At 39.4% G+C, this 25807-nt stretch carries 25 protein-coding genes; 18 read left to right on the forward strand and 7 right to left on the reverse strand.

The window, feature by feature from the left end; genetic code table 11:
* Positions 1-55 precede the first annotated feature (55 nt).
* Positions 56-775 carry a tRNA1(Val) (adenine(37)-N6)-methyltransferase gene (locus ACXIUD_RS12220; protein ID WP_458052929.1) on the reverse strand — a complete coding sequence of 240 codons (720 nt, stop codon included), beginning with the start codon at positions 773-775 and terminating at the stop codon, positions 56-58.
* An 11-nt stretch (positions 776-786) separates the two neighbouring features.
* A complete protein-coding gene (gene rnhA, locus ACXIUD_RS12225) occupies positions 787-1245 on the reverse strand; it encodes a ribonuclease HI (protein ID WP_458052930.1) in 459 nt (152 codons plus the stop codon).
* 234 nt (positions 1246-1479) lie between these two features.
* Here rnhA and ACXIUD_RS12230 point away from each other — a divergent pair, with 234 nt between their 5' ends.
* Positions 1480-2673 carry an ATP-binding protein gene (locus ACXIUD_RS12230; protein ID WP_458052931.1) on the forward strand — a complete coding sequence of 398 codons (1194 nt, stop codon included), beginning with the start codon at positions 1480-1482 and terminating at the stop codon, positions 2671-2673.
* A gap of 187 nt (positions 2674-2860) precedes the next feature.
* Here the strand turns inward: ACXIUD_RS12230 and ACXIUD_RS12235 are convergent, their stop codons facing one another.
* A complete protein-coding gene (locus ACXIUD_RS12235) occupies positions 2861-3919 on the reverse strand; it encodes an aminotransferase class V-fold PLP-dependent enzyme (protein WP_458052932.1) in 1059 nt (352 codons plus the stop codon).
* Positions 3916-4338: a type II 3-dehydroquinate dehydratase gene (aroQ, locus tag ACXIUD_RS12240; protein ID WP_458052933.1), complete on the reverse strand. Its 423-nt coding sequence runs from the start codon at positions 4336-4338 to the stop codon at positions 3916-3918. The genes ACXIUD_RS12235 and aroQ overlap by 4 nt, the downstream gene beginning before the upstream one ends.
* A gap of 369 nt (positions 4339-4707) precedes the next feature.
* Here aroQ and xerD point away from each other — a divergent pair, with 369 nt between their 5' ends.
* The 17 genes from xerD (at position 4708) to ACXIUD_RS12325 (ending at position 22686) form a co-directional block, all read left to right on the forward strand.
* A complete protein-coding gene (xerD, locus tag ACXIUD_RS12245; protein ID WP_458052934.1) occupies positions 4708-5613 on the forward strand; it encodes a site-specific tyrosine recombinase XerD in 906 nt (301 codons plus the stop codon).
* 225 nt (positions 5614-5838) lie between these two features.
* The gene (locus ACXIUD_RS12250) at positions 5839-6360 is read left to right on the forward strand and encodes a hypothetical protein (RefSeq protein WP_458052935.1); all 522 of its coding nucleotides are present in this window, start codon (positions 5839-5841) and stop codon (positions 6358-6360) included.
* Positions 6361-6713: 353 nt separating this feature from the next.
* Complete coding sequence (locus ACXIUD_RS12255; RefSeq protein WP_458052936.1) at positions 6714-7241, forward strand: hypothetical protein; 528 nt, start codon at positions 6714-6716, stop codon at positions 7239-7241.
* A 178-nt stretch (positions 7242-7419) separates the two neighbouring features.
* Positions 7420-7890 carry a hypothetical protein gene (locus ACXIUD_RS12260; protein WP_458052937.1) on the forward strand — a complete coding sequence of 157 codons (471 nt, stop codon included), beginning with the start codon at positions 7420-7422 and terminating at the stop codon, positions 7888-7890.
* Between the two features lie 149 nt (positions 7891-8039).
* Complete coding sequence (locus ACXIUD_RS12265) at positions 8040-8207, forward strand: hypothetical protein (protein WP_458052938.1); 168 nt, start codon at positions 8040-8042, stop codon at positions 8205-8207.
* Between the two features lie 184 nt (positions 8208-8391).
* Positions 8392-9282, forward strand: coding sequence for a hypothetical protein (locus tag ACXIUD_RS12270; RefSeq protein WP_458052939.1), 891 nt, complete (start codon positions 8392-8394; stop codon positions 9280-9282).
* A gap of 410 nt (positions 9283-9692) precedes the next feature.
* On the forward strand, positions 9693-10883 hold the full coding sequence (locus tag ACXIUD_RS12275) for a hypothetical protein (protein WP_458052940.1): 1191 nt from the start codon (positions 9693-9695) through the stop codon (positions 10881-10883).
* Positions 10883-11677: a hypothetical protein gene (locus ACXIUD_RS12280; RefSeq protein WP_458052941.1), complete on the forward strand. Its 795-nt coding sequence runs from the start codon at positions 10883-10885 to the stop codon at positions 11675-11677. Before ACXIUD_RS12275 ends, ACXIUD_RS12280 begins: the two co-directional genes overlap by 1 nt.
* Positions 11678-11832: 155 nt before the next feature.
* Positions 11833-12486, forward strand: a complete 654-nt coding sequence (locus tag ACXIUD_RS12285; protein ID WP_458052942.1) for a hypothetical protein — start codon at positions 11833-11835, stop codon at positions 12484-12486.
* 193 nt (positions 12487-12679) lie between these two features.
* On the forward strand, positions 12680-13729 hold the full coding sequence (locus ACXIUD_RS12290; RefSeq protein ID WP_458052943.1) for a quinone-dependent dihydroorotate dehydrogenase: 1050 nt from the start codon (positions 12680-12682) through the stop codon (positions 13727-13729).
* A gap of 47 nt (positions 13730-13776) precedes the next feature.
* Complete coding sequence (locus ACXIUD_RS12295; RefSeq protein ID WP_458052944.1) at positions 13777-16275, forward strand: DNA translocase FtsK 4TM domain-containing protein; 2499 nt, start codon at positions 13777-13779, stop codon at positions 16273-16275.
* 28 nt (positions 16276-16303) lie between these two features.
* Positions 16304-16963 (forward strand): LolA family protein, encoded by a 660-nt coding sequence (locus tag ACXIUD_RS12300; protein ID WP_458052945.1) that lies wholly within the window; start codon positions 16304-16306, stop codon positions 16961-16963.
* An 815-nt stretch (positions 16964-17778) separates the two neighbouring features.
* Positions 17779-18594: an orotidine-5'-phosphate decarboxylase gene (gene pyrF / locus ACXIUD_RS12305; protein WP_458052946.1), complete on the forward strand. Its 816-nt coding sequence runs from the start codon at positions 17779-17781 to the stop codon at positions 18592-18594.
* A gap of 190 nt (positions 18595-18784) precedes the next feature.
* Complete coding sequence (locus tag ACXIUD_RS12310; RefSeq protein ID WP_458052947.1) at positions 18785-20125, forward strand: DUF2851 family protein; 1341 nt, start codon at positions 18785-18787, stop codon at positions 20123-20125.
* Between the two features lie 29 nt (positions 20126-20154).
* Positions 20155-20793: an acetyltransferase gene (locus ACXIUD_RS12315; RefSeq protein WP_458052948.1), complete on the forward strand. Its 639-nt coding sequence runs from the start codon at positions 20155-20157 to the stop codon at positions 20791-20793.
* Between the two features lie 50 nt (positions 20794-20843).
* Positions 20844-21827, forward strand: coding sequence for an oxygen-dependent tRNA uridine(34) hydroxylase TrhO (gene trhO / locus ACXIUD_RS12320; RefSeq protein ID WP_458052949.1), 984 nt, complete (start codon positions 20844-20846; stop codon positions 21825-21827).
* On the forward strand, positions 21820-22686 hold the full coding sequence (locus ACXIUD_RS12325; RefSeq protein WP_458052950.1) for a nucleoside phosphorylase: 867 nt from the start codon (positions 21820-21822) through the stop codon (positions 22684-22686). Before trhO ends, ACXIUD_RS12325 begins: the two co-directional genes overlap by 8 nt.
* A gap of 29 nt (positions 22687-22715) precedes the next feature.
* On the opposite strand, the gene ACXIUD_RS12330 is transcribed toward ACXIUD_RS12325, so the two are convergent.
* The 3 genes from ACXIUD_RS12330 to ACXIUD_RS12340 form a co-directional block, all read right to left on the reverse strand.
* Positions 22716-22997, reverse strand: a complete 282-nt coding sequence (locus tag ACXIUD_RS12330; RefSeq protein ID WP_458052951.1) for a hypothetical protein — start codon at positions 22995-22997, stop codon at positions 22716-22718.
* A gap of 100 nt (positions 22998-23097) precedes the next feature.
* On the reverse strand, positions 23098-23724 hold the full coding sequence (locus tag ACXIUD_RS12335) for a response regulator (protein WP_458052952.1): 627 nt from the start codon (positions 23722-23724) through the stop codon (positions 23098-23100).
* A complete protein-coding gene (locus ACXIUD_RS12340) occupies positions 23721-25763 on the reverse strand; it encodes an ATP-binding protein (RefSeq protein WP_458052953.1) in 2043 nt (680 codons plus the stop codon). Before ACXIUD_RS12340 ends, ACXIUD_RS12335 begins: the two co-directional genes overlap by 4 nt.
* Between the last annotated feature and the right edge of the window lie 44 nt (positions 25764-25807).

A 25807-nucleotide genomic window follows, 5' to 3' on the forward strand; every position in this document is an offset into this window, starting at 1 on the left:
TATTTTTTTATAAAAAACAACTAAAACAGCCCCAATCCGTATAAATCACATTAGATCAAAAAATCAGCAAAAAATCCTTCAGTAAACGAACATAATCCGAATTAAATTCTTCTTTATGGTTTTTTATAGCAATTTCATTTTGAAAAAAATTTCTTTCACTTTTTGAAAATCCACAAATCAATCGCAATACAGGTTTATCGTGCCGATCTCTCAAGACAGTGGTAGAAAAATGACAAAAACCGTATGCCTGTGATTGTTCGATTAAATCCATCATCTGCCTCTCCGGTAAAATTACCCAAAACTCTCCAGCAGTATCCAATAAAAAGGCAGCCGCTTGAAGCAATTCATCAAAACTCAAGGCATCTGTATGCAGCGCAAGGTTTCGTTTGAAGTCTATAGACTTGAGATGATCTGAGAAATAGGGAGGGTTACTTACTAGCAAATCAACTGATGCAGGTTCTGCATGCTCAAGAAATTCTTGGATGGCTATGTGCTGAAAGTGTATGCGATTAGCAAATGGACTGGCCTCAGCATTTTGATGAGCCTCTTCATAGGCATCTTGATCTATTTCAACTCCTTCAACCAAACTTTCAGGAAAACGTTGTGCGAGCATAAGAGCAATTACCCCTGTACCCAGTCCTATTTCAAAAATTCTTCCGAATGCATCCTTACTTCCTGCCAGAGCTCCAAGTACCACAGCATCAGTAGATACCTTCATGGCAGATTTTTCATGGGTCACTCCAAACTGCTTAAACTGAAAATATCTTTTGCGCATAGATAAACTAATCAAAAGTCAGCAGCTTGTTCATACCCAATGTCTGCCGGTAAATTAGCACCTACCGCTGCTTCCACCGCCAATTGGTCACAGCGCTCATTTTCAGGGTTCCCAGCATGCCCTTTCACCCAGACAAATTTGGGTTTATACTTGACGTGCAGGGGAATATACACGCGCCATAAGTCTGGATTTTTCTTATCCTTAAAACCTTTCTTTTGCCAAGCCCAAAGCCAACCTTTTTCGATGGCATCTACCACATATTTACTATCCGAATAAATCGTCACCGGTATCCCATGCACCTTCAGTTCCTGTAAGGCCTTGATGACAGCCAAAAGCTCCATCCGGTTATTGGTGGTCATACGGAATCCACCCGATAGTTCTTTGCGGTGTTGCTTATACAGCAAAACCGCTCCATAACCACCCGGACCTGGATTACCCTTAGCCGCTCCATCTGTAAAAATTGAAATCATGCACAAAGAAAACATTTTAAAACGAAAAATATTCTACGGCAAGGTCATGAGATTTCCAAAGCACACAATTAAAGGAATGAAATTAGCAAGAATATCCTTAAAAAATTAATAAAAATATTTTCTCTTTTATCTCATTTTCAATTACTTATGAGTCATTTAAAAAAATTACTCAATGTATTGAGTAATTTTACTCAATAAAATACGTAAATTTGTAATCAGCTATTAATCAATGACATGAGCTTCTATCGTTCTGATAAAAATATACTCTACCGTAGACTAGCCAATGAACCTCGGAGATTCATTCAAGTCATTTATGGCCCACGCCAAGTTGGTAAGACTACTCTGGTGAGACAGGTCATGAAAGAACTCGATTATCCTTCCAAGTTTGTAGCGGCTGATGCAGTACCAGCGGGCGACCATGCTTGGATCAATCAACAATGGGAAGCCGCGAGACTTCAGCAATCCCAACAAGCTGATAAGCCCCTCTTACTAGTCATCGACGAGGTGCAAAAAATCCATAACTGGAGTGAGCAAATCAAAGCAGAATGGGATAAAGACAGTTTGGAAGAACGGGATATTCGATTGGTCCTATTAGGCTCATCACGACTGATGCTGCAGCAAGGCTTGACTGAATCCCTAGCAGGAAGATTTGAAGCAACCTATTTAGGCCATTGGACATTGACCGAAATGAAATCCGCATTTGGCTTAACAGCAGAAGAATATGTCTGGTTTGGAGGATACCCCGGCGCAATCACACTACGAGAAGACGAAGACCGTTGGAAAAGTTATCTTCGAGACTCCTTGCTGGAAACAAGCATTTCCAAGGATATCCTCATGCTCACCCGTGTCGATAAGCCAGCACTCATGAAAAGACTCTTTGAACTTGGTTCGGTGTATTCGGGCCAAATCTTAAGCTTTACCAAAATCATGGGACAACTCACCGAGGCAGGAAATACGACTACTTTAGCCAATTATTTAGAGCTACTAAATGATGCTGGACTGCTTGGAGGAATTGAAAAATACAGCCCAAACATGGTGCGCAAGCGTGCTTCGAGCCCTAAGTTTCAAGTACACAATACGGCTATCATGTCAGGAATCTCTAATGAAAGTTTTGAAAGTCTTCGAGCTGAACCTGTTACTTGGGGAAGATGGGTGGAGTCTACGGTAGGCGCTCATCTGATGAATCAGACCTTTCGAAATAAAAAATTATCCCTCTACTATTGGAAAGAAGGGAATGATGAAGTTGACTTCGTTGTCGAATATCAAAAAAAAGTCATCGGTTTAGAAGTGAAATCCGGACTCACTGGCAAACTCACTGGAATGAATGCCTTTAAAGAAAAGTTTGCTCCTGATAAACTGTTTGTCATTAGCAAAGACGGGATTCCTTGGCAAGAGTTTTTGGAGCTTGATGTAACTGATTTATTTTAAAAAAAGCGCTCACGTTGAGCGCTTTTTTTGTTTAAAAATATTTTTATTATCACTTGATTTACAGGCATTTAACTATATTTTTGAAAATTTACTCAATAGCCTGAGTAAACTATTTTTACCCCCCAACCATCTCTACCGAAAAGAGAATCAGCGTAACAGAGAAAATCTGCTTGATATCAAACATGGCCTAATAATTTTTGAGAAAGGTCAATAATCGCTCAAACTCTTCATCCGTAATCGCTGGGAAATTTGCAATTCGGAAGCTTGTTGCTTTGAGTGGTCCATAGCCTCCACCCAGCTGCATACCTACCTGTTCGGCTGCTTTTTTGATGTTTGTAATAAATTCTTCTTTTGCTGTCACAGCTATGACTGTACTGCTTCGCGCCTGTTCGCTGGTGATCAACATGCGCATATGGGCCGTTTGGGCAATGCAATTCTCCAAGGCCCGCATACGCTCCTTTATTTGCTGATCAAGCAGTTGTATCTCTGGCATATCCTTTAAGACTCTTTTCAATAAGTATATCCCAAATACATTTGGCGTGTAATGCGTCTGGTAATTAGTTGCGTTTTCCAGCATAAAGGATAGACTGTTATACCTACCACGCTCTCCTTTTTGCTTGGCTTTGGCGATGGCTCTTGGGGAAAGTAATAAAATTCCCAAACCTGCGGGCAAACCGAAGCATTTCTGTACGGATGCATACCAGATATCTCCATACTCCCAAGGCAAAGCGATTCCCCCCATAGAAGAGGTAGTATCAACAGCAATCAATTTCTCAGGAAACTTGGCCGCTAAAGCGGACAAATACTCCTTGCGTACCTGGGTTGCATTGGATGTTTCATTTTGAGTAACGGCGATCAGGTCAAATGCATGGTCAATCGCCAATGATGGAACATCTATCACCTCACTGGCGTCGATTTTCAAGCCATAGGTAGCTGGGATGATATGCTTGGCATAGTCAAACCACTTTTTGCCAAAAGAACCCGAGTATATATGAAAACTCCCCCGCTCTACGATGGATTGAGAGATGATTTCCCAACTTTCTGTAGCGGAAGAAGTAAATAACAACTTGAAATCTGCTGGCACATGCATTTTTTCCCGCATCAATTGCTCGACCTCTTGATAGAGACTCATAAATCCAGCAGATCGATGATTGGCGCTTAAGATGCCCTCTTGATAAGCTTCCTGCATGTATTGAGGCAAGGCATCGTAGACTTTGGATGGTCCTGGAGCAAAGGTTAGTTTCATGGATGTGTGGTAAAATAGTGGAGACCTAATTCGTAGCCTTTCAAACCTAATCCGGAAATCATTCCTACACAGGCTTGAGAGATGATGCTTTTATGGCGAAACTCTTCCCGCTTATAAATATTGGAAATATGTACTTCTACCGTAGGAGTCTTGACAGCAGCAATGGCATCTGAAATTGCGACAGAGGTATGCGTATAGCCTCCTGCATTTAATAAAATCCCATCAAAGGAAAAACCTACCTCATGGATTTTGTTGATCAATTCACCTTCCACATTGGATTGGTAGTAATGAAGGTCTATTTCTGAATATTTTTCTTGCAACTGCTCAAAAAACATTTCAAAAGATTGACTGCCATAAATCCCTGGCTCTCTTTTCCCTAGGAGATTGAGATTTGGCCCGTTGATGATGATGATTTTCAATGGAATCTGGTTTAGTGGTTTGAATACTCAAAAGTATCAGTAATTTGGGGCTTGCCCAAAATATCGCGTAAACTTCCATTGCTTTTCCTAGTAAAAATCCCAAATTTAAAGTGCGATAGGATTTGAAAAATTTTTGACCATGAGAAAAAGACAGAAAACAACATTTAAGCAGCTTCTCTTCACTAGTCTATTAAGTTCATTGATTGTAGGCTTAATCAACTATTTTTTAGATGGAAATGAAAAATCACTTACATCCATACTGTCATATAGTATAATTTTTATGGTTGTCTTTTTGACCCTTATGTGCCTGTTCTATAAAATCAACCCATTTAAGAGAATTTTTGAAAGTCCATACACCAACGATTAATAATGGCGCTTTCCTGGGAAAATCTTACCAAACGCTTTCAGCACTACCTCAAACTCGAGCGCTCCTTGAGCGAAAATTCTATCCTTGCCTACCTTCAAGACATGGAGAAGCTGCAGCGATTTATGGATCAGCAATTTCCCGATACTCCTCCTCTCCAAACCCAATTGCCTCACTTGAGGAGCTTTGTTACTAGTTTGGCAGCTTTAGAAATCTCAGCATTTACCCAAGCAAGGATAGTCTCAGGAATCAAAGCCTTTTTCAGATTTCTAATGTATGAAGACCTGATTACCGAAGACCCTGCACAGTTACTTGAAACCCCTAAACTGGGGAGAAAACTACCCGACACCCTCAGCTTTCATGAAATCCAATCCATTTTGGAAAGCATCCCTTTGGGCAGTCCGGAAGGTCACCGCAATCGGGCCATGTTGGAAATGCTGTACAGTTCAGGACTGCGCGTATCCGAACTGGTAGAACTCAAACTTTCTCATGTGTATGCAGATGCGGGTTTTTTAAGAATCATAGGCAAAGGAAACAAAGAGCGCTTGGTTCCTGTAGGGCAGGAGGCTTTGAAATATTTACAAATCTATCTGGAAGAAATACGCGGACACATGCCAAATGTGAAGGGGCATGAGCAATACGTATTCTTAAACCGCCGTGGCAAAAAACTCACCCGAGTGATGGTATTTTTGATCATCAAAAAGCAGGTAGAAGCCATCGGTTTGGGAAAAAACGTCAGTCCTCATACTTTCAGACACAGCTTTGCCACGCACCTAGTCGAAGGAGGAGCTGATTTGCGTGCCGTACAGGAAATGCTTGGTCACGAAAGCATCACGACCACAGAAATCTATACCCATTTGGACCGCGATTATTTAAGGCAGGTGTTGCAGGAGTTTTTGCCGAGGAAATAGCGGTAACTTTAACGTTCCTTTTAGCTCACCCAATCAGATCACCTAATTTTTTCTAACAAAAATCACAAATTAGCTGAACGTTTAAAATTTTATTTTTAGTTTACATACAATCAATTACTATTTTCATTTTACCAAGCAATTTACCAATCGCTGGAAAACAGTTCAAAATAAGAATGACATCGCTACTATAAACTCAGATCATAAAAACGCTAAAAAAGGAACCAAATGCAATTAAAACACATATTAACCTCTCTTATGATAATAAGTTTGATAGGTTACTCACATTCAACTATTGGGCAAAACCTATCAACTATTGGACAAAACCTATTCAATAAAGAGTTGGACTTTACCGCCACATTTACCCGAGATTTGGGCGCATTACATGCTTTTTCTCCTATTACAAAAGGGGAGGATATTGAAATGCTTTCTGAAGCCTACTACTTAATTCTAACCGTTAAAAATGGAACTATAGACTCAATAATATTTTCTGAAAACACCACAGAGAGGAGTTTGAGACGATACAACCAAACCTATTTGGATGAATTTAACTCCAAAATTAAGGAAATGGAGATCGAATTTCAGTACGACTGTTCCATACTTGTACCAGTTTTTAAATATTGGGGACCAAATAAAGAGCATGTAAATAAGATTGAAGACATTATTGAAACCTTATTCCCAACCAATAAAACCTTCGATTGCATTCATATAGCAAAGCCATTAATTATTACAATGTTTAAGTCAAGTTGAAACTCATGAATTGAATTTATCAAGTTTATTCTTTTATAACAGAGAGGTCAAATCGCTAGTCAGGCAATTATTGCTACGGTTTTATGTTTCAATTGATTTTAAGCAACTTACCATATTCTTCGAAAAAGACAAAAATGATGAATGGCAGATCCTATGGGATGTATACATCAGTTTGATTATTTCTGGTGATGATTATTAATTAGCCAATCCCTCCCGTACAACCCATGATGGATATCGGGAGGGTTTTTGCTAAAAAAGATTCTATAAATCTTTAGCCTGGGAAGGACTGGATGGTACCATTGCATTTCAACTGATGAAAAATATGAAATTGCCGCCACCACTGAAAAGTGAATATGAGAAATATAAAGAAGCAAAAAGACTCTCACAAATGGGGCGAAAAACCTGCAATTGAAAATAACATGAAAAACCTCTTCGTATGGATGTTGAGTTTATTTCTATTTACTTTTAATATAAACTCTCAACAATATCTCCCAAAAGAAAGAATATTTATTGTAATCCCTAGAAATAACATTCCGGATTCCAAAATAAGTTATGCCGAACACAAAACAACTCTATACGGTGCTATTATTACATTTGATACACCAAACTTTTCTGCAAGTGCTTTTCATGTCCCTTCAAGAAATAATCATCCTGATTATAGACATGAAGAAATTTGGGTTAGTCAAAGCGAATTGCAGCTAAGTTCGCTAGTATTTGCTGAGGACCTAACGTTTAATGATTGGGAAAATCTTGAAAAAAATAGAGGCTCAAAAAAATATTACTTGATTTTTAAGGAGGACTATTTATCAAATAACCGATTTATCCTGAACTTTAAGTATCGAGCGCTAGAGGTAGAGATCCATGCTAATGGTCCTATTTAGAACAAGAAGTTTACATCAAAGAAAAAGAATAACAATAAAACTTACACCGCCTTAGTCTAAAACTATCGCGGTATAGTTTTTCTTAGAAAAACCATCTTACAAACCAAGAAATTATCTTGTTAAATATTTTGAGTTAAAAAATGTTTATTAGAGACTTAGGGAGTAAATCTTGCTCACAATGAAAATTTTATCTATTATCCTAACTATGATGATTATATGGGGATTTAATTCCTCATTCCGTAACAGCTCAGCAGTGAATTCTGATATGTACATTATAATGGTGGACAGGTACGGAGCCAATACAAAATTTTTTCAGGAAGAAGGTAAATACAATGTTCCTGAGAATGCAAGAGCCGGAGAAATAAGGATTTATAGAGATAATTTTAACCATCCATCATTCTTTCTATACCTTGCACATCTCCCATTTCAAGGGCATCAGACAAGGCACTATTCAATGAAGGAATTATCGGAAATGAAGCTTATTTGCGATAAAGACTTGAGTTATCAGGATTGGGCCAACTTTGCAGTTCAAGAAAAGACCTCGTTTTTTATGATCTTTCAAGACGAATATCTTCATGCTGACAGGTTTACTTTAGGATTTACCATCAATGCTTATCAAATCAACATCCATACAGGAGCCGAAGAGTAAGAATGCTTCAAAATCAGAATTGGAAACAACGAATGAAAAAGCTACTAATTATCACCTCCTTAGGTTTAATGATATTGCTGATTGTATACCTACCAAAGATTCATAGATCTAACAAAAATGTAAAAAATTCAAAAAAAATTGAATTAGGCATGAATAAATCGGAGGTAATTAGAATTATGGGTCTTCCTGATTCCAAAGGAATTTCATACTTTGATCAATCAGACTCCCTTTACTTTTATCAGCCTCCATTTGCTGCATCAACTGGTATAGAAATAATTTTCGGGAGTGATGAAAAAGTAAAAGAAATAATCCTCTAAACTCCTCCTATCATCAAAAAATACCCAAAATTGGGTATTTTTATTTCAAGCGAACTAAGATATATTTGAACGATAAAGGTATGCTCATAGGGGCAGTATGATAAGAAACTTAAGTCTCCATTCATTCGACACCTTTTACATAAAACTTACCTACACAAATTCCTAATAAAACCGATCAAAAACCATGCGTTTTTCTTTTGTAATCCTTTTACTTTTTGTGCAGACCTACACATTTGCTCAATTAAAATTTGAGTCTGAAAACGATAAAGACGGCAATGTAACCATCTATGCAATCAATGCGGAGGTCATTCCATACACAGCTGTATTGGACTTTACCACCCTGAGTAATCTATCCTCCACAGGTGGCCAAACAGTAATTGCTATAGCCAACCCCGGTCGAAGTGTGGTGGCACGACTCAAGAAAAATGATTCCAGCCAAGGCACCTCCTACAGATACAGTACAAAATTCTATAAGGGTAGTTACCTCGTCAAAAGTAAGGAAGAGCCTATCTACCTCATTCCTGTGAAAGCAGACCAAGTTGTGCGCGCCCAACCCATGACCCATCTCGAAAACGTGTATAATAAGGAAGCTGATAACAAAACCTATGTAGGTACTGCCATTTACTTAGAAGCACCTACGGACATCTGCGCCCCAAGAAAAGGGATAGTGTCCGATATGAACATGTCCAATCAACTCACAGGAAAAAACCTGAACTTCAATGCCACAGACAACTTCATCGAGTTGTATCACGAAGATGGCACTTTTACCCGATTGATGGTGTTGGAAGCAAATTCGGAGCAAGTAAAAATTGGCGACACCGTACTTCCAGGGCAGATACTCGCCAGCTCCGCAGGCGAACACTTTGAGAGTGGTAGACATGTACGGATGGTACAAAGACGGCTGATCAAAGAGAAAAGTGAAATCTCCCAAATTCAGATTCCTGTCAAAATTTGGGGCAATAAGCAGGAATTTGTCAGCAATCAGCCTCTTGCAGACATACAGGTATCCCACCCCCAAGAGGTCGTTGTCAAAGAATTGAGTAAAAAAGAGATGAAGCGAATGAGTACTGATTGATACAGTTTCTTGTTGAATAAACACAATTTATAATTCATCAAAGCCATATACTTAAACTAATTAGCCAAATAAAAATTCAATGATTTGTATTTTTAAAAATTAAGTTTAAATTTGTTGTAACCTATACGGAGTTTAATTTTCTTTTTTAGCAATCAGTCTACTGAGTTTAGGTATTAACTAATTGTTTTTAAGATTCCTTAAGCAAGGTATTTGTATTAAATTATTCCAAAACAAACAAATCCTAAACAGATGAAAAAGAACATCTTTCGCTATGCGTTAGCGATCATTACAACAAGTACTATTTTATTAGTAGGGGGGGGTGTCAAGAGACTTTAGACCCTCAGGTAAATCTCATAGAAGAGACTGATTTATTTACTAAAAAACAACTTACAGCGGAGGAAATCCTAATCGTGGATAAACTCAAAGAAACTACGTCGTTATTTTCTAAGTTACTTACGGAATTTAATGAATTGCCAGAACTTATAGAGGAGGCTACTTTATTAAAATACGAAGGACAGCACATCATATTAGTTGATGAATTAATTCAACCAAATTCTGAGCTTTATAAATCATTAGGATATTCTTTTGGAACCAAATTTGGTTCGAAAGTAACCCCACAGGCTCAACGTGACATCTTAGACTTAATTAATGATAGTAGTATTAAGATATACTGGCCATATGTAGACGATAATCAAGATCTCAATAGTATTACTTTGACATATAATCCAATTGATAATGAATTTGAAAATGAAGGATTACGATTTGAAAAATTCAATAATGGCTATGTTTTTAAAGATACTGTTTTAGTAAATGAAGATTATGCTATTTTATACCCTGTATGGATTTTTGACAATCATGAATATTTGGAAGAAAGTGATGCTGCCTCAAGAAAATATACTGCATTTAACATTGCCTCTGGAACAAATTTCTTTGCTGGAATAGATGAACCTGAAGATGACGGTAACACATTCCCTTCTGATCCCAATCAAATAAACTTCCAATGCTGTAGTTCAATTCGCTTAAATGGAAGTCATCAGGTTAATAAAATTTATTTAAGGCATGTACGTGTGATGAGAAATTTTAGAGGATTATTTGGTGGAGAAAATCAAGTTAGAGTAAAAACATCTCCATCTAATAATAGCGCTTCAACAACAAATGCTGTAAATTCAAATTCAACATATATTTCAAGATTCAGAGCAACTAATCAACTTTGGACTGAAGTGAATGTGGTGGTTGACCAAAATTGGGAGATTAATCAAGTTGAAAAACTATTTGTCTTTGAATCTATAAAAACAACTAGTGATGTTGAAAAAACTTTTGACTTCGGTATTAAGTATGCGCCGAAATTAAAAATCGATGAAAAAGGATTAACTTTAGAATTAGGACCGCAATTTAATGCCTCAGTAAAATTCAAAGTAACTAGAACAGATGAGATCAGTGAAATGATTTACAGTCGCCATCAATTTTTCTTCGAAAATTGGAGCAATGCAGATTCACGAGGAACTTATAATGGCAATGCTGTTCGGCTTCATAAATTTGACAGAAAAAACGGAGAAGTGTTTTATACATACGGAGTAGTTGGCTATAATTATCCAGATTAATGAAAAAAATATCTTTACTCATTAGCTGCTTCCTTCTAGCAAGCAGCGCAATCGCTCAAATTCCAAAATATGAAATTGGATTTCAGGGAGGATTTTGGAATTCTATTTGGAATGCCAATGGAAAAGAAGCAGGATCAATGGAGTTTTTACGCAATGCAGGAACCTTTGATTTTCAAAATTACCCCTTTAATTATATGGATATGATGGGTGCTATGAGGATTGCCGAATATGATCAACAATTTGGAATGATTATGTTACGGGCTTTTGGAAGAAAAAACTTTACGAATTTCTATTTGCAAACAGGTCTAAATTATACTCAGGAACCTCTTTTCTTCTCCATCCCTTTAAATGTCCGAGAAAACTCCTCATCTTGGTCTCGACTTGATATCAAGATTACAAACTTTGAGATACCACTATACATAGGTCATCGATTGGAGTTTTTGGAAAACATTCGGGTATATGCAGGAGTGGTCCCGACCTTCGCATCGACTATTGGAAATAGTCCTGTTAATCCTAGAGTCAATACCCCAAACATAGACCCTACTTTAAAAAGAGACTTGGAAAATACGCTTGGTGAACTGAGACAAGATTTGATAGATTCCTATAAAAGATTTTATCTCAATGGGTCTGCGGGTATAGGACTAGATTATAAGCTTTTGAGTATTGATTTTCAGATTGACAGAAGCTTATCTATGTCACGTAGCAGTACGCCAATCAATAATGTAGATGTAGGCATGGATGAGCGAAAGACACGAAGAATGCTCTGGATCGGATTCCGAATACCCATTAACTAATGGTATAAATTAATTAAAATTAGACGTCTTCCTAGGGGAATAGTTCGTACAAACTATTCCCCTTTATTAATCTACAAATTCAAGTTGGTGGAATTTCATTTAAGCCCTTGGTAAATATCTCCAACTATACTAACTATCACTTTACTTTCTTTTCAATGAAAATTATCAATACACTCATCCTAATTTTATTTAGCAATCTACTATTTGCTCAACAAGGCAAAATTGAAGCTAGAATATATACAGGCATCCAGCACAGCTTTTTTGTGGACTACGGTAGACCTGTCAATAAAACAAATGGTTTCATTCGTCCAATAAATGACTTCACCCTCGATTTGTACCAAAAAAACGCACTCGGAACCATGAGTGGACTGGGTTTCTTTTATTCTTTGGATAAAAAGAACAAGATAGGGTTCGATTTTACGCGTAGTCAAAACGTAGGTTGGTATGATTTCGAATTTACAAGTGAAAGCACAGGTTTTATTATGGATATTTTTGATATGAGGTTAAAGAATAACAACAATACAATTTCACTCATATACACTCATGAAGGAGCTATCAAGAATTTAATTTTAGGGACTGGCTTAGGGATCATTCTTTCCAACCGTCAAGAAATAACCATATTTGACGAATTTGCCTTTATCGAGTCAAGAAAATGGCAGGAAATTACAATCCCAATCATCATAGGTTACGAAATCATCAAACGCGACTTAATAAGTTTTGGAGTCCAAACTAGAACAAACATTACACCCGTAGTCGGTGGAGTCGAGGACTTTATGATTTACCCTTACCTCACGGTAAAACTAAAATAAATTCTTATTTACAATTTTGATACACTTGTAAAAAATCAAACAATTTGATTTTTTCTATAGCATTCAGTTTCAACATCCCTCTCAACTAACCCCAATCAGGAAATTTCAAAGGCAGCTCTATCTAGGGCTGCCTTTTTAAGTACTTCTTCATTAAAAAACCCTAAATTTGCAGCTGTCAACAACCCCTTGCAACGTGTACAAGTCCCTCATCAAACCCATCCTTTTTACCAAAGACCCCGAAGCAGCTCATCACTTTACCTTCGATTGGATCAAGCGGACCTTTGGACTGCCAGTAGTGAAGCCAATCCTTGAAAAAAGCTTTGTTCTGGAAAACCCGCTTTTGGAACGAGAGGTGTTTGGCTTGAAATTTAAGAACCCAGTAGGACTTGCGGCTGGTTTTGATAAGGACGCCAAGTTGATCGACGAAATGGCTCTTTTGGGTTTTGGATTTATTGAAATCGGAACATTGACACCCAAACCTCAAGAGGGAAATCCCCTTCCCCGATTATTCAGACTTCCACAAGACGAAGCCCTGATCAATCGCATGGGTTTCAACAATGGAGGGGTAGAAGCAGCAGTGGAGCGACTACGAACACGTAAGACCTCCATCATCATCGGAGGCAACATCGGTAAAAACAAAGTCACTCCCAACGAAGAGGCCGTGAATGACTACCTGTATTGTCTGAAAGTCCTCCACCCCTATGTGGACTACTTTGTGGTCAATGTGAGTTCGCCCAATACCCCCAACTTGAGAGATTTGCAGGAAAAAGAACCTCTGAAAGCCCTGTTGCATGCAGTCAAGGCAGCTAACGATACCTATGAAAAACCCAAACCCATCCTGCTCAAAATCGCTCCCGATTTGACCAATGGGCAATTGGACGATATCATTGAGATTGTGCAGGAAACACAGATAGCCGGAGTTATTGCTACCAATACCACCATCGACCGATCCCAGTTACAAACAGACGCAAAGACTGTGGAAGCTATCGGTGCAGGAGGTGTAAGTGGCAAAGTGCTGAGCAAGCGAAGCACGGAAGTCATTCGATACCTCTCTTCACAATCCAAGCAAGCCTTCCCGATTATTGGTGTAGGCGGTATTTATTCCGCAGCCGATGCCATCGAAAAACTCGAAGCTGGAGCAAGCTTGGTACAAGTGTACTCAGGCATGATTTATGAGGGACCAAACCTGATTAAGCGGATTAAACAAGGATTGATCGAACATTTCAAAAAATCTAATCCATAAATCTCAAATTTTCTCTATCTTCATTTCCCATAATTCAGCAGGCACCAATGGCTTCAGATAAACCTAAGGCAAATACTTTTAGAAAAAAATCCGAAAATGCTTCCAAAGGCACTTCCAAACCGAAGCGACAGTGGAACTTAAGCCTCTTTCAAGACAAAAGACTTCCCCTATCTTTCGGGATATTCTTCCTCTCTACAGGGATATTCTTGCTTTTTGCATTTACGGCACATCTTTTCTCAGGTAAAGCAGACCAAAGTTTGTTAGGTCCAATGGTAGATGATGACTTAATCAAAACCACCGAACAGGCAAAAAATTGGCTTGGATTATTGGGTGCCAGAGTTTCTGATATCTTTATCCGTCGCTGGTTTGGCATTGGAGCCTTTTTCATTCCTCCTTTCCTCCTACTTGCAGGGATTCAATTGGTATTCCGTCAGCAGCTGTATTCACTTACCCGATACACGATATTTGGCATGTTCTTTCTCGTGTGGGTTGGTGCCTTTTTGGGATTCATGGCAACACTCAATCCTTCCTTAGCTTTTTTGAGTGAATGGAGTGGTGGCTTTGGCCATGAAAGTGGAATTTGGTTATACAATCTACTCGGCTGGGGAAGTTTGATCTTATTCATCGGCTGTTTATTGATTTTTTTAATCCTGTTTTATAACATCCAACAAATCGGAAGCTTGGGTGAAGCGAAAGAAAAAGCTTCTGAGGAAGCATTAGCACAGAATAAAAGGCCAGCAAGGTCTCCCTTTGAATCTGATGAGGAATTGGAAGAAGACGAGGACGACTTACCGGAACTTGAAGATATCAATGAGCAGGAAGATGGCTTAGGCGATGATGGGAGTTCGTGGGTGATCAAAGGAACAGAAACCACCCCAAGCAACCCTCCTGCATCCACTGGTCAACTGGTACTGAATATTGAAGATTCCCGCACTCCTCAAAAGGAAAAACCAGCAACTACTAAACCTGTTGAAGAACAGCGCTTTTCTGTAGCGGTCAAAGAAGGTGAAGAAAAGACAGCAGATCAAGTTGAGAATTTAGATCCCTACGATCCTACACTTGACCTTCCTCATTACAAATACCCAACATTGGACTTATTGAATGAGTATGACTTTCAAAAAGTAACCGTTACCCGTGAAGAATTAGAGGATAATAAAAACAAAATCGTAGATACCCTCATCAATTTTAAAATCGGTATTCAGGAAATCAAGGCCACTATAGGTCCTACTGTCACCTTGTATGAAATTGTCCCGGAAGCAGGAATAAAAATCTCCAAAATCAAAAATTTGGAAGACGACATCGCGTTAAGCTTATCTGCCTTGGGAATCCGGATCATTGCCCCTATTCCAGGTAAAGGTACTATCGGTATAGAAGTGCCTAATAAAAACAGGGAACTTGTACCTGCGAGAGCAGTTATCGGTACCGAAAAATTCATGAAAAGTGATAAAGACCTGCCGGTGGCATTAGGCAAGACCATCTCCAACGAGGTCTTTGTTATGGACTTAGCGAAAATGCCTCACTTACTCATGGCGGGTGCTACTGGACAAGGTAAATCCGTTGGGTTGAATATGATTTTGGCTTCCTTGGTCTACAAAAAGCACCCATCCCAACTCAAATTTGTCTTGGTAGATCCTAAAAAAGTGGAATTGACCTTATTCAACAAAATTGAGCGTCATTTCTTAGCCAAGCTCCCAGGAGCAGAGGAAGCCATTATTACCGATACCAAAAAAGTAATCTACACGCTCAATTCCTTGTGTATTGAAATGGATCAGCGCTATGATTTGCTGAAAGATGCAGGCTGTAGAAATCTGAAAGAATACAATGCCAAATTTGTAGCCAGACGATTGAATCCTGAAAAAGGACACCGATTTATGCCTTATATCGTGCTCGTAATTGATGAGTTAGCAGATTTGATGATGACCGCAGGCAAAGAAATCGAGGCTCCAATTGCACGATTGGCACAATTGGCGCGAGCGATCGGTATTCACTTGGTAGTGGCTACCCAGCGACCATCCGTTAATGTCATTACCGGTATCATCAAAGCCAACTTCCCAGCTCGTCTATCATTCCGAGTGACTTCCAAAATCGATAGCCGAACCATCTTGGATGCCGGAGGTGCTGACCAACTGATAGGTATGGGGGATATGCTGTTATCTACTGGCTCAGAAATGACCCGATTGCAATGTGCTTTCTTGGATACACCTGAGGTAGATGCCATTTGCGACTGGATTGGAGAGCAAAAAGGGTACCCGGATGCATACCTCTTGCCGGAATTTGTCGGTGAGGAAGGAGAAGGAAACCTAGGGGATATTGATCTTTCAGATAGAGACCCCCTATTTGAAGATGCGGCCCGCTTGATTGTATTGCACCAGCAAGGAAGTACGTCATTGATCCAACGCAAACTCAAACTTGGCTACAACCGTGCCGGCAGAATTGTGGATCAACTGGAAGCAGCAGGCGTAGTAGGACCTTTCGAAGGCAGCAAAGCCCGTGAAGTTTTGATTCAGGATGAAACAAGTTTGGAACGGTTATTGAGCGGATTATAAAAGGATAGTTCCAGCCAAATCAAGAATCATGAAGAGTTTCTTACTCACCTTACTTATAGCATTTACTTGCATCTCTTTTTCCAATGAAGCTATTGCACAAAAAGACCCCAAAGCTAAAGCTGTATTGGATGGCATGAGCCAAAAATACAGAAGTTTGAAGGGTTTGAAAGCAAGCTTTGAAGTCACCTATTTTGAAAGTGGGGACACCAAAGGACAGTCCCAAAAAGGGGAAATAGCCATCAAAGGTGATAAATACCACTTGAAGCTTCCGGAGCAAGAAATTTTCAACAATGGCAAGACCATTTGGAATTTCATTGAGTCGGGTACTTACAAAGAAGTTACCATCAACAATGCCTCAGATCTGGAAGATGAATTGACACCTTCTTCGGTGTACTCCATGTACCAAAAAGGATACAATTTCCGCTTGGTTGGTGAGAAAACAGAAAATGGTGTTGTATTGCAAGAAATCGAACTGACAGCAGAACGTAGCAGTGCACCTTTTCAGCGGGTTTTATTGTGGGTTGAGAAAAGTACAAAGGATTTGAAAGCTTGGGAAATAATGGATGACCAAGGTGGAAGATTCCGTTATGAGTTTAAGTCTGTCAATACCAACGCTGACCTTCCTGACACCTTCTTCACTTTCAATCCTCAGAAATATGGGAAGATTGAGATAATTGATTTGAGGTAGGGTTCACGCTAAGACGCAAAGACGCAGTTTTTTAGGGCCACAAAGGCACTAGGACACAAAGGAGATTTTAGAGAGATGTCACCAAGAGAAATATAACAAAGTTAATTTTACTCAAACTTTCGGTCGATACTTAAATTACAACACTTTAATTAACGTGAAAATAATTATCAAGTACATACCTCCTATTTTGATAGCTTTTTGAAAAAATGGAAGCTTGCTCTTTTTAAACCTTAATATTTGGTAATAAACACCAGGTATAGCTCCCAGTAACAATAACCACCAGCGCTCATAAATACTTTGAGAATTTAACAAAAGGATATCTAGAAAAACTAACAAAAAAGCCAAATTTAAAATTGCCAATACGAGCACTTTCAAATCAGTAAACAATTCTTTATTTTTTAGATAATCACCTAGGTAATACAATATTACACAAAGCATGGATATGTAATAATAATCTTGCATTTCAACCTCCTGTTTTACAATTAGCATGGGCAACTATAGCCTCTTCAAGTTTCATTAATGTTTCACCTATATTGAGTGTATTACATACAACTCAACCTCCTGGTCCAAAAGCCTTTCGGGAACCGCCTACCTGTTACTATTGCGCAAAATCAACTCGGCAAATCTAAACTAAAAAACGAAATCCAAAAAGTCAATAAGGGGTTTAGAGTAAACATACTAACCTTTTCATCAAGTATTTTTCAGCGTTTTCTGCGTTTTCTGCGAGCACTTTATTATTTCAATCTGCGCCAAATCTGACAAATCCGTTTTATCAGCGAGAAATTTATTTTACTTTTGACAAAATCCAGTAACCCATGACTCGCCAAGAAATTTTCCAGCAAATTCAACAAAAAGAGTCCTTCTTATGTGTTGGGCTAGATACAGACATTCATAAAATCCCCCAACACCTCCACAAAGAAGCTGATCCGATTTTTGAGTTCAACAAGCAGATCATTGATGCAACGGCAGCTGTAGCGGTAGCATACAAGCCCAATATCGCATTTTATGAGTCTTTGGGCTCCAAAGGTTGGGAGTCCTTACAAAAAACACTGGAATATATCCCAAAAAATATCTTTACTGTAGCAGATGCCAAGCGGGGAGACATCGGTAATACCTCTGCACTGTATGCCCGCGCATTCTTTGATACCATGGATTTTGATTCGATTACCGTTGCACCATACATGGGTGTAGATAGTGTGAGTCCATTTTTAGAGTTTGAAGGCAAATGGGTGATTCTACTAGCCTTGACATCCAATCAAGGTAGTCAAGATTTTCAGACATTGAAATCATCAGATGGCAGACCTTATTTTCAGCATGTATTGGAAAAAAGCCAAACATGGGGTACCCCTGACAACTTGATGTATGTGGTAGGCGCTACCCGAGGAGAAAAAATCGCAGAGGTAAGAAGTTTGGCTCCCGACCACTTCTTTTTGGTTCCTGGAGTGGGAGCTCAAGGTGGCAGTTTGGAGGAAGTAGCGAAGTATGGCATGAACAGGCAATGCGGCCTTTTGGTCAATAGCTCAAGAGGAATCATCTATGCAGACAGCTCTGAAAACTTTGCGAAAACAGCCCGAATGGAAGCCCAAAAGTTACAGGAAGATATGAAAAAACTGCTGGATCAATACCTCTGATGAAATTAAGTACTTAAGTTGGGCCTTTGGAGGGGTATGCACTTCCAAAGGCTTCTTTATTTTTGAGGGCTTGGTTATTTTTAGGTATCAACAACGGATGCTCGGGTATCAAGGGAAACTTTTCCAAAGTTTAGAACTTTGGAAAAGTTAGGTCGAAGCTGAACCTGATCATCAGATAACCCCTAAAGCCATGGCCAACTTCAACGAGGATTTTTTACAAACCATTTGGAAGTATCAGTACTTCGACAAAAACAGTTTAGAGACTGTCACAGGAGAGCGGATAGAAATCAAAAAAATCGGCTACCATAATTTTCATGAAGGCCCTGATTTTCTGGAAGCTCATATCAAGATCGGCAAACTAGAGTATCATGGACACGTGGAAATCCACAAATATGCTTCCGAATGGAATCAACACGAACATCAAGGTGACTCCCGCTACAATTCTGTCATCTTGCATGTAGTCTGGGAACATGACAAAGACATTCAGCGCCAAGATCAGACGCTCATCCCCACCTTGGAACTGAAGGGAAGGATATTTTTAGATGTGCTGAGAAATTACGAGCAGCTGATCACCAAGTCTTCGGAACTGCTTTGTGCAGATGAACTCCCAGAAATCCCGGATATCCTCAAATTTTCCATGATTGAAAAATCCTTGGTCGAACGATTGGAAAAAAAGTCCATCCAGATTTTGGATATTCTAGCCCAAACCAACAATGATTGGGAGGAAACTACCTATCGTTGGCTATTTCAATGCTTTGGCTTCAAAACCAATGCAGTTCCCATGGGTAAAGTAGCGAGTGCTGTACCCTATAAGATTTTACAGCGCTTAAGCTTTCAACAAAAAAGTTTGGAGGCAATTCTGTTTGGGCAGGCGGGTTTTTTGGAAGACGAGGCATCAGATACATATACCAAAGATTTGCAACAAGAATTCCTTTTTCAACAACAAAAATTCGGTCTAAAGTTTGCCTGTCACGCTCAGGAATGGAAAATGATGGGTGTTCGGCCAAGCAATTTCCCAAGTATCCGACTCGCTCAATTGGTGCAAGTATTGAAGCAAAATCCCAACCTTTTTTCAGCGGTTCTACATGACTTGGATACCTTTCAAAACTTCAAAAAGATTTTTGCTATTGCGCTTCCTACCTATTGGCAAGAGCATTACCGCTTAGGTAAAAAAGCTGAAAAAACCACCTCCAAAGGACTCAGCCAAGCAAGTCTCTATCACTTAGCCATCAATTTTGTGGTTCCTCTCTGGTACAGCTATGGGAAATACATGCAAGAACCCGAATGGAAAGAAAAATGCATCGATTTTTTGCAGACTATCCCCGCCGAAAACAATTACATCCTTCGGAAATTCACGGCGGTAAACTTGCCCGTACAGCATGCATTTGACTCACAGGGAATGTTGGGGCTTTTCCACAACTACTGTTCCCAAAAGAAATGCCTCGAGTGTAAGATCGGGCAAAACATCATCAAACCTCAAAAAATGGGCAAGCCTGAAAAGAAAGGAAATTTGGTTAAGAGATGGGATTGACCTAATTTTGCGAGTCGATTTACGCAAACATGGAAAAACCAGTAATAATTTTCGGAGCCAAAGGAATTGCTCATCCCGCATTGGAAATCTTCAATAGTAATAAAGTCATCGTCTATGGCTTTTTGGAGGAAGAGGCAAGCCTTCACGGCACAGAAATCAACGTAGTGCCTGTATTGGGTCACCCCGAAGATGATGGTTTTTTGAAGTTAATCGGTAAAAAATGCGAGGCATTTGTCGCGGTAGATGATAATAAGTACCGACAATTTTTGGTCAAACTATTGAATGAACGTCGCAAGGTGCAGCCGATCAATGCCATTCATGAGCGTGCCTATGTCTCTACAGATGCCAGCATCGGCCATGGCAACTTTGTCAATGCCCAAGTGAATATTGGCGCTGGAAGTACTGTGGGAAGTCATTGCATTTTCCATACCGGTGCGATCATTGATCATACTTGCCAAGTGGAAGATTTTGTCCAAGTGGGTGCAGGTTCGATTGTCAATGCTGGAGTCACTTTAAAAGAAGGTGCCTTTGTTGGAAGTGGCGTGACCATTGTAGCTGGATTGACCATCGGAAAAAATGCTCGAATCGGCGCAGGGTCTGTGGTAATCTCTGATGTGAAAGACAACGAAACCGTATTTGGGAACCCCGCTGTTCCTATCAAGAAATAATTCTTAATCAATTAATACACCTAACACCCTGCCGAAACAGGGCTGACGTTATGGAAAACAACAACTACAGTATCCTACTCTATTACTGCTATGCACCGATCGAAGATTGTGATGCATACAGAGAAGAACATCACTTGTTCTGCATTGAAAACAACATCCGAGGCAGAATTATCATCTCTCCGGAAGGCCTCAACGGTACCGTATCAGGCCTGAAAGAAGACTGTGAAAAGTACATGGCTTACATTCATGCAGATCCTCGCTTTGCAAAAACAGAGTTCAAGATCGAAGCCCATGACAAACATGCCTTTACAAAAATCCATGTTCGCGTCAAGCCAGAGATCGTTCACAGCTCCCTCAGACACCTTGACCCGAATGTGAAAACTGGCAAGCACCTTGAGCCATTGGAGTTCAAAGCATTGAAAGATCAGGAGGATGTAGTGATTTTGGACGTGCGATCCAATTACGAGCATGAGTTGGGACATTTCAAAAATGCTGTACGCTTGGATATCGACAACTTCCGTGATTTCCCTGAAAAAGTGAAGGAATTGGAGCATTTGAAAGGCAAGAAAGTATTGACTTATTGCACAGGAGGTATTAAGTGTGAAAAAGCTTCTGCATTTCTATTAGAACAGGGCTTTGAAGATGTGTACCAACTACATGGAGGCATCATCAAGTACGGCATGGAAGCAGGAGGTGAAGATTTCGAAGGCAAATGCTATGTGTTTGACAATAGGATTGCTGTAGATATCAACAAGATAAACCCTACAGTAGTATCTACTTGCCATGTTTGTGGCACCAATTGTGACCGCATGGTCAACTGTGCCAACCCAAGTTGTAATGCACACTTACCAATCTGCGAAAAATGTGGTTGGGAACTGGAAGGTGCATGCAGCACATCCTGTCAGGAGCATCCCGAAAAGAGACCTTACGACGGTACTGGCTACTATCAAAAAAATACGAATGGGTACAATCCCTACAAAGGCTTATTCAGGAAGCCAACTAAAGAAACAATCAAAAATTTGATTCATGAGTAAACGAATTCCAGAGTCTGAATTGATCATTAATCCCGATGGGAGTATTTATCATCTCAACTTGAAGCCAGAGCACCTGGCTTCAACTGTTATTGCCGTAGGCGATCCTGAGCGGGTAGCCAAAATTTCCAAGTATTTTGACTCCATAGAGTTTGAAATAGCTAAGCGGGAATTTGTAACACATACCGGTTATTATCAAGGGAAGCGCATCACGGTAATCAGCACTGGGATGGGGACGGATAATATCGAGATTTTTATGACCGAATTGGATGCCTTGGTCAATGTGGACTTGGAAACTCGACTACCCAAACAGACGCATACATCTCTGGACATCATCCGAATCGGTACTTCGGGCAGCATGCGCCAGGAAATCCCAGCTGGCTCCATGTTGGCATCGGCTTATGGCGTTGGACTGGATACGTTAATGACATTTTATACCACCCATTACACAGAATTGGAGGAGAAAGTTGGAAAAGCAATCCAAGAATCCCTTAACATCAGTTTCCTACCCTACTGTATACAAGGTTCTGGAAGATTATTGGAAAAATTGGGTGAGGGAATGATTATTGGCAATACAGCCACCTGCCCTGGCTTCTTTGGTCCACAAGGCCGGGAAGTTCGCCTGAAGCCTGCCATTCCTGACATCATTGAGAAGTTAGGAGCAATTAATGTGGATGGATTTCAGATGACCAACTTTGAAATGGAAACGGCAGGATATTACGCGATGGGAAGATTATTGGGACACGAAGTCTTGAGTTTGAATGCTATCGTGGCTAACCGAGTAACGCAAGAATTTGCTCCTAACTCGTATGAAATCGTAGATAATTTAATTCAACATACCTTAAAAAAATTGGCGGAGTAAAACCCCGCCAATTAATTGCTTAATCACCCTTATGCTAAGTTACTAACAGAAAAATATCGATCCTTTGGGACGGAATTGAGTTGATCCCAATCCCTGTAATCCAAGCTCTTAATCAGTTGGGTTAAGATTTCTGCACACTCTTGTTTGCAAAGATACACCCCAAAACTGGGATCATCTTGATTGAGTCGGAAAACTCGCTTGCTCTCGAACAAGTGTACCAAAGAAGCCCATTTTGATACAATCAATAGTTCATCTTTATCAGAAACCAATTGAATAATCTTAAATGTCCCAAAAGTAGTCGTGATCTGCATAGTCCCTAGTGTTTATTTATTCCAAAATTACAACACACTAGGACTCTCATCAATACGTACTACCACGTATTTTTGTATGCAGGTTTTCCTCATTCGTATATCAAAAAATGATGCCTTTATTTTTTTGAGCCCAGATTAAAAGGGTATTTTGTTTTTTATCTAATTGCAATTTTTGGATGATATTGCTGCGATGTTTCTCTACTGTTCGGTCGGAAATAAATAATTTCTCGGCGATTTCCCGTGTTTCCAATCCCTCTGCAATCAAGCGTAAAATCTTTTTTTCTGAGGGCGTAATCTTAGCATCTGTTACCGCAAGTAGGCCGTCCTCATTCTTTGGAAATAAATTTTCTGAAAAATACTGTCCTCCTTCAATCACCTTATCCAAACAGCGCTTCATTTCTTCGATGGCGAATTCTTTAAGAAGATAGCCTGATAAGTTTAAATTATCAGCATCCTTTACCAAATACAGCTCCTTATGTAATGTCAGAATGATCATTTTAGTAGGTATGCCTAGTTTTTTGACCTGTTTAGCTACTTCTAAACCAGTCATATATGGCATTTCCAAATCGACAATTGCCAAATCAGGCTGATATTTTTTGATCAGATCAAGAGCTTCATTTCCATTGGCAGCCTCTCCTTTCAAGATAAATCCATATTCTTCCAAAAAAGAAGCAACTCCCTTTCGTAATAATGGATGATCATCTGCTACTATGACGGTTTTGCTCATGTGCATGGAAATTGAAATGTAAACTTGGTTCCTTTTCCCTTTTCTGACTCCACTTTCAAGGAACCTGAAACAGCTGCTGTACGCTCTTTTAGAGTTTTAAGCCCCAAACTTTTGAAATCATTGTATTTCTCTGAAAAATCAAACCCGACCCCATTATCTTCTATGCTCAAAACAACTGCCTCCGCCTGCTTCTTCAAGTTAAAACGAACGCCTTCTGCTTGAGAATGTTTTAAAATATTATTAAAAACTTCCTGAACAATGCGATAGACGTGCAAACTCGATTCTCGCTGAAAGCAATCATCCACGTCCTCCAAATTGGCATCAATAAAAATATCCTGACTCTCATCTATCTGATCAATCAAATACCCAATGGCCTTGGTCAAACCTAGCTCTTCCAATTGAAAGGGATGTAGAGACCGTGAAATGCCCCTTAATTCTTCAATTGCAGAACCCAACAAATTCGAAGTAGAGCTATCCGATTCCAAGGCAACCTTATTTTTAATCAATAGCAAACTTTGTCCCAATCCATCGTGTAGATCTTTAGAAATTCTTTTTCGCTCCTCTTCCTGAGAGAGCAAAAGGTCCTGCGCAAATTGAGCCTGCATCTGTTGGGTCTTTTTCAAATTACTCAATCGATTCACCAAATACAATAGAAAAAACGCTACAATAAGTAGAGAAGCAACAATCACTAATAAGCGGATTTTGTTAGCATTCTCCCGGGTGATGGTATCTATTTCAATAGCTTTATTCAGCAATTCTCTCTCCTTCCGTTCTGTTTCATAGATAGTTTGGTAGTATGCAAAAGAGTTTGCTTGATTGACAGCGAAGACCGAATCTTTGAAAGCGTGATAATCTTCGAAGGCCTTCAATGCTTGCACAGGTTTATCATTAAGCTTCAGTGCTTGGGCATACAGCTCCAAGCCATCCAAGCGATAATCATAATTATCGGTTTGGTAAATCAATTCCAAAAACTGTTCAGCCAATCGAAGCGAGCGCTCCCGCTGACCACGTTCTATTGCCCCTACCAATCTAGCCTTGGAAATACTCATATCTGCAAAGGCACTTTGAATATTATTTTCTACTTGTAAAGACTCCCCTAGTTTAAAATACTTATCATAGTTTTCGAAGTCTTTTTTGGCCGCATAGTAATTTGCAAATTGGAAATAAATCAAAGATTGAAAAGAAGGATCATCAAAGGTATCTGGTAAGATTTCCTCGACCTCTCGCAGAATCTCCAAATGCTTTTGGTAGTCTCCACCTTTTCTAAAATCATTACTTCGATTATACATCAAAACCGCCCATTCCCGTGGATGCGTTTCTTTGTTTGTTCTTTCCAGTAATTGGAGGCGGATTTTCTCAGCTTCCTCTCGCAAACCATATTTTGAAAATAAAATAGAGATCCCATTTAACACATAGTCTACAAATTCAGGGTCATTCAATTGTTCATAATAGATTCTAGCCAATTCATAATCCTTCAATGATGCCAAAAACATACCCTTATAATCCTTGGCCTGCGCCCTGAAAAAAATCGCATCGGCAACGAAAATAGAATCCTGTACGCTAAAGCGTTGCTCCGCTTTTGTGTAAAAATTAATAGCATCGTCAAATCTTCCTAAATTGTAATAGGCAGCTGCTAATTTCAAATAAAGATTCCCACCAAGTCGGGTTGAAGGAACACGTTCTGCCAAATCTTTTGAATCAAGCATCAGGTCTAAGGCCTGTTCGTAATCATATTGCCTATTTTCAAAAAAATTAAACAAATCAATTGTCCAACGGCTTGCTAGCTCCAAAGAATCTAAGGCTCTAGCAGTGACAATACCTTCTCGATAAACTTTAATCTGCTCTTCTGAGGAAAGCTTTTGCACTTCTTCCCGCTGATCTGTTAGCGCTCTTTTAAAAATCTGAAAGCGCTCCGATTCAGTTTTTACTTGTTGAATTTCTTCCCAAAAGTGAGAATTCCCTTCCACTTGAGTATAAGCTTCTGCAGAAAAGAACAAAGACCATAGATACACTAGGCAAAAAACAACACTTATTTTCATATCAGCCATAATTAACTGTAAATAACAAAATATTCATTCACATT

This window comes from Mongoliitalea sp., assembly GCF_054166905.1.

Bases quoted from the DNA above. Each gene is read 5' to 3' on its own strand.
- ACXIUD_RS12220 (WP_458052929.1), bottom strand. From the start codon at position 775: ATGCGCAAAAGATATTTTCAGTTTAAGCAGTTTGGAGTGACCCATGAA.
- rnhA (WP_458052930.1), bottom strand. From the start codon at position 1,245: ATGATTTCAATTTTTACAGATGGAGCGGCTAAGGGTAATCCAGGTCCG.
- ACXIUD_RS12230 (WP_458052931.1), top strand. From the start codon at position 1,480: ATGAGCTTCTATCGTTCTGATAAAAATATACTCTACCGTAGACTAGCC.
- ACXIUD_RS12235 (WP_458052932.1), bottom strand. From the start codon at position 3,919: ATGAAACTAACCTTTGCTCCAGGACCATCCAAAGTCTACGATGCCTTG.
- xerD (WP_458052934.1), top strand. From the start codon at position 4,708: ATGGCGCTTTCCTGGGAAAATCTTACCAAACGCTTTCAGCACTACCTC.
- ACXIUD_RS12250 (WP_458052935.1), top strand. From the start codon at position 5,839: ATGCAATTAAAACACATATTAACCTCTCTTATGATAATAAGTTTGATA.
- ACXIUD_RS12255 (WP_458052936.1), top strand. From the start codon at position 6,714: ATGAGAAATATAAAGAAGCAAAAAGACTCTCACAAATGGGGCGAAAAA.
- ACXIUD_RS12260 (WP_458052937.1), top strand. From the start codon at position 7,420: ATGAAAATTTTATCTATTATCCTAACTATGATGATTATATGGGGATTT.
- ACXIUD_RS12265 (WP_458052938.1), top strand. From the start codon at position 8,040: ATGAATAAATCGGAGGTAATTAGAATTATGGGTCTTCCTGATTCCAAA.
- ACXIUD_RS12270 (WP_458052939.1), top strand. From the start codon at position 8,392: ATGCGTTTTTCTTTTGTAATCCTTTTACTTTTTGTGCAGACCTACACA.
- ACXIUD_RS12280 (WP_458052941.1), top strand. From the start codon at position 10,883: ATGAAAAAAATATCTTTACTCATTAGCTGCTTCCTTCTAGCAAGCAGC.
- ACXIUD_RS12285 (WP_458052942.1), top strand. From the start codon at position 11,833: ATGAAAATTATCAATACACTCATCCTAATTTTATTTAGCAATCTACTA.
- ACXIUD_RS12295 (WP_458052944.1), top strand. From the start codon at position 13,777: ATGGCTTCAGATAAACCTAAGGCAAATACTTTTAGAAAAAAATCCGAA.
- ACXIUD_RS12300 (WP_458052945.1), top strand. From the start codon at position 16,304: ATGAAGAGTTTCTTACTCACCTTACTTATAGCATTTACTTGCATCTCT.
- pyrF (WP_458052946.1), top strand. From the start codon at position 17,779: ATGACTCGCCAAGAAATTTTCCAGCAAATTCAACAAAAAGAGTCCTTC.
- ACXIUD_RS12310 (WP_458052947.1), top strand. From the start codon at position 18,785: ATGGCCAACTTCAACGAGGATTTTTTACAAACCATTTGGAAGTATCAG.
- ACXIUD_RS12315 (WP_458052948.1), top strand. From the start codon at position 20,155: ATGGAAAAACCAGTAATAATTTTCGGAGCCAAAGGAATTGCTCATCCC.
- trhO (WP_458052949.1), top strand. From the start codon at position 20,844: ATGGAAAACAACAACTACAGTATCCTACTCTATTACTGCTATGCACCG.
- ACXIUD_RS12325 (WP_458052950.1), top strand. From the start codon at position 21,820: ATGAGTAAACGAATTCCAGAGTCTGAATTGATCATTAATCCCGATGGG.
- ACXIUD_RS12330 (WP_458052951.1), bottom strand. From the start codon at position 22,997: ATGCAGATCACGACTACTTTTGGGACATTTAAGATTATTCAATTGGTT.
- ACXIUD_RS12335 (WP_458052952.1), bottom strand. From the start codon at position 23,724: ATGAGCAAAACCGTCATAGTAGCAGATGATCATCCATTATTACGAAAG.
- ACXIUD_RS12340 (WP_458052953.1), bottom strand. From the start codon at position 25,763: ATGAAAATAAGTGTTGTTTTTTGCCTAGTGTATCTATGGTCTTTGTTC.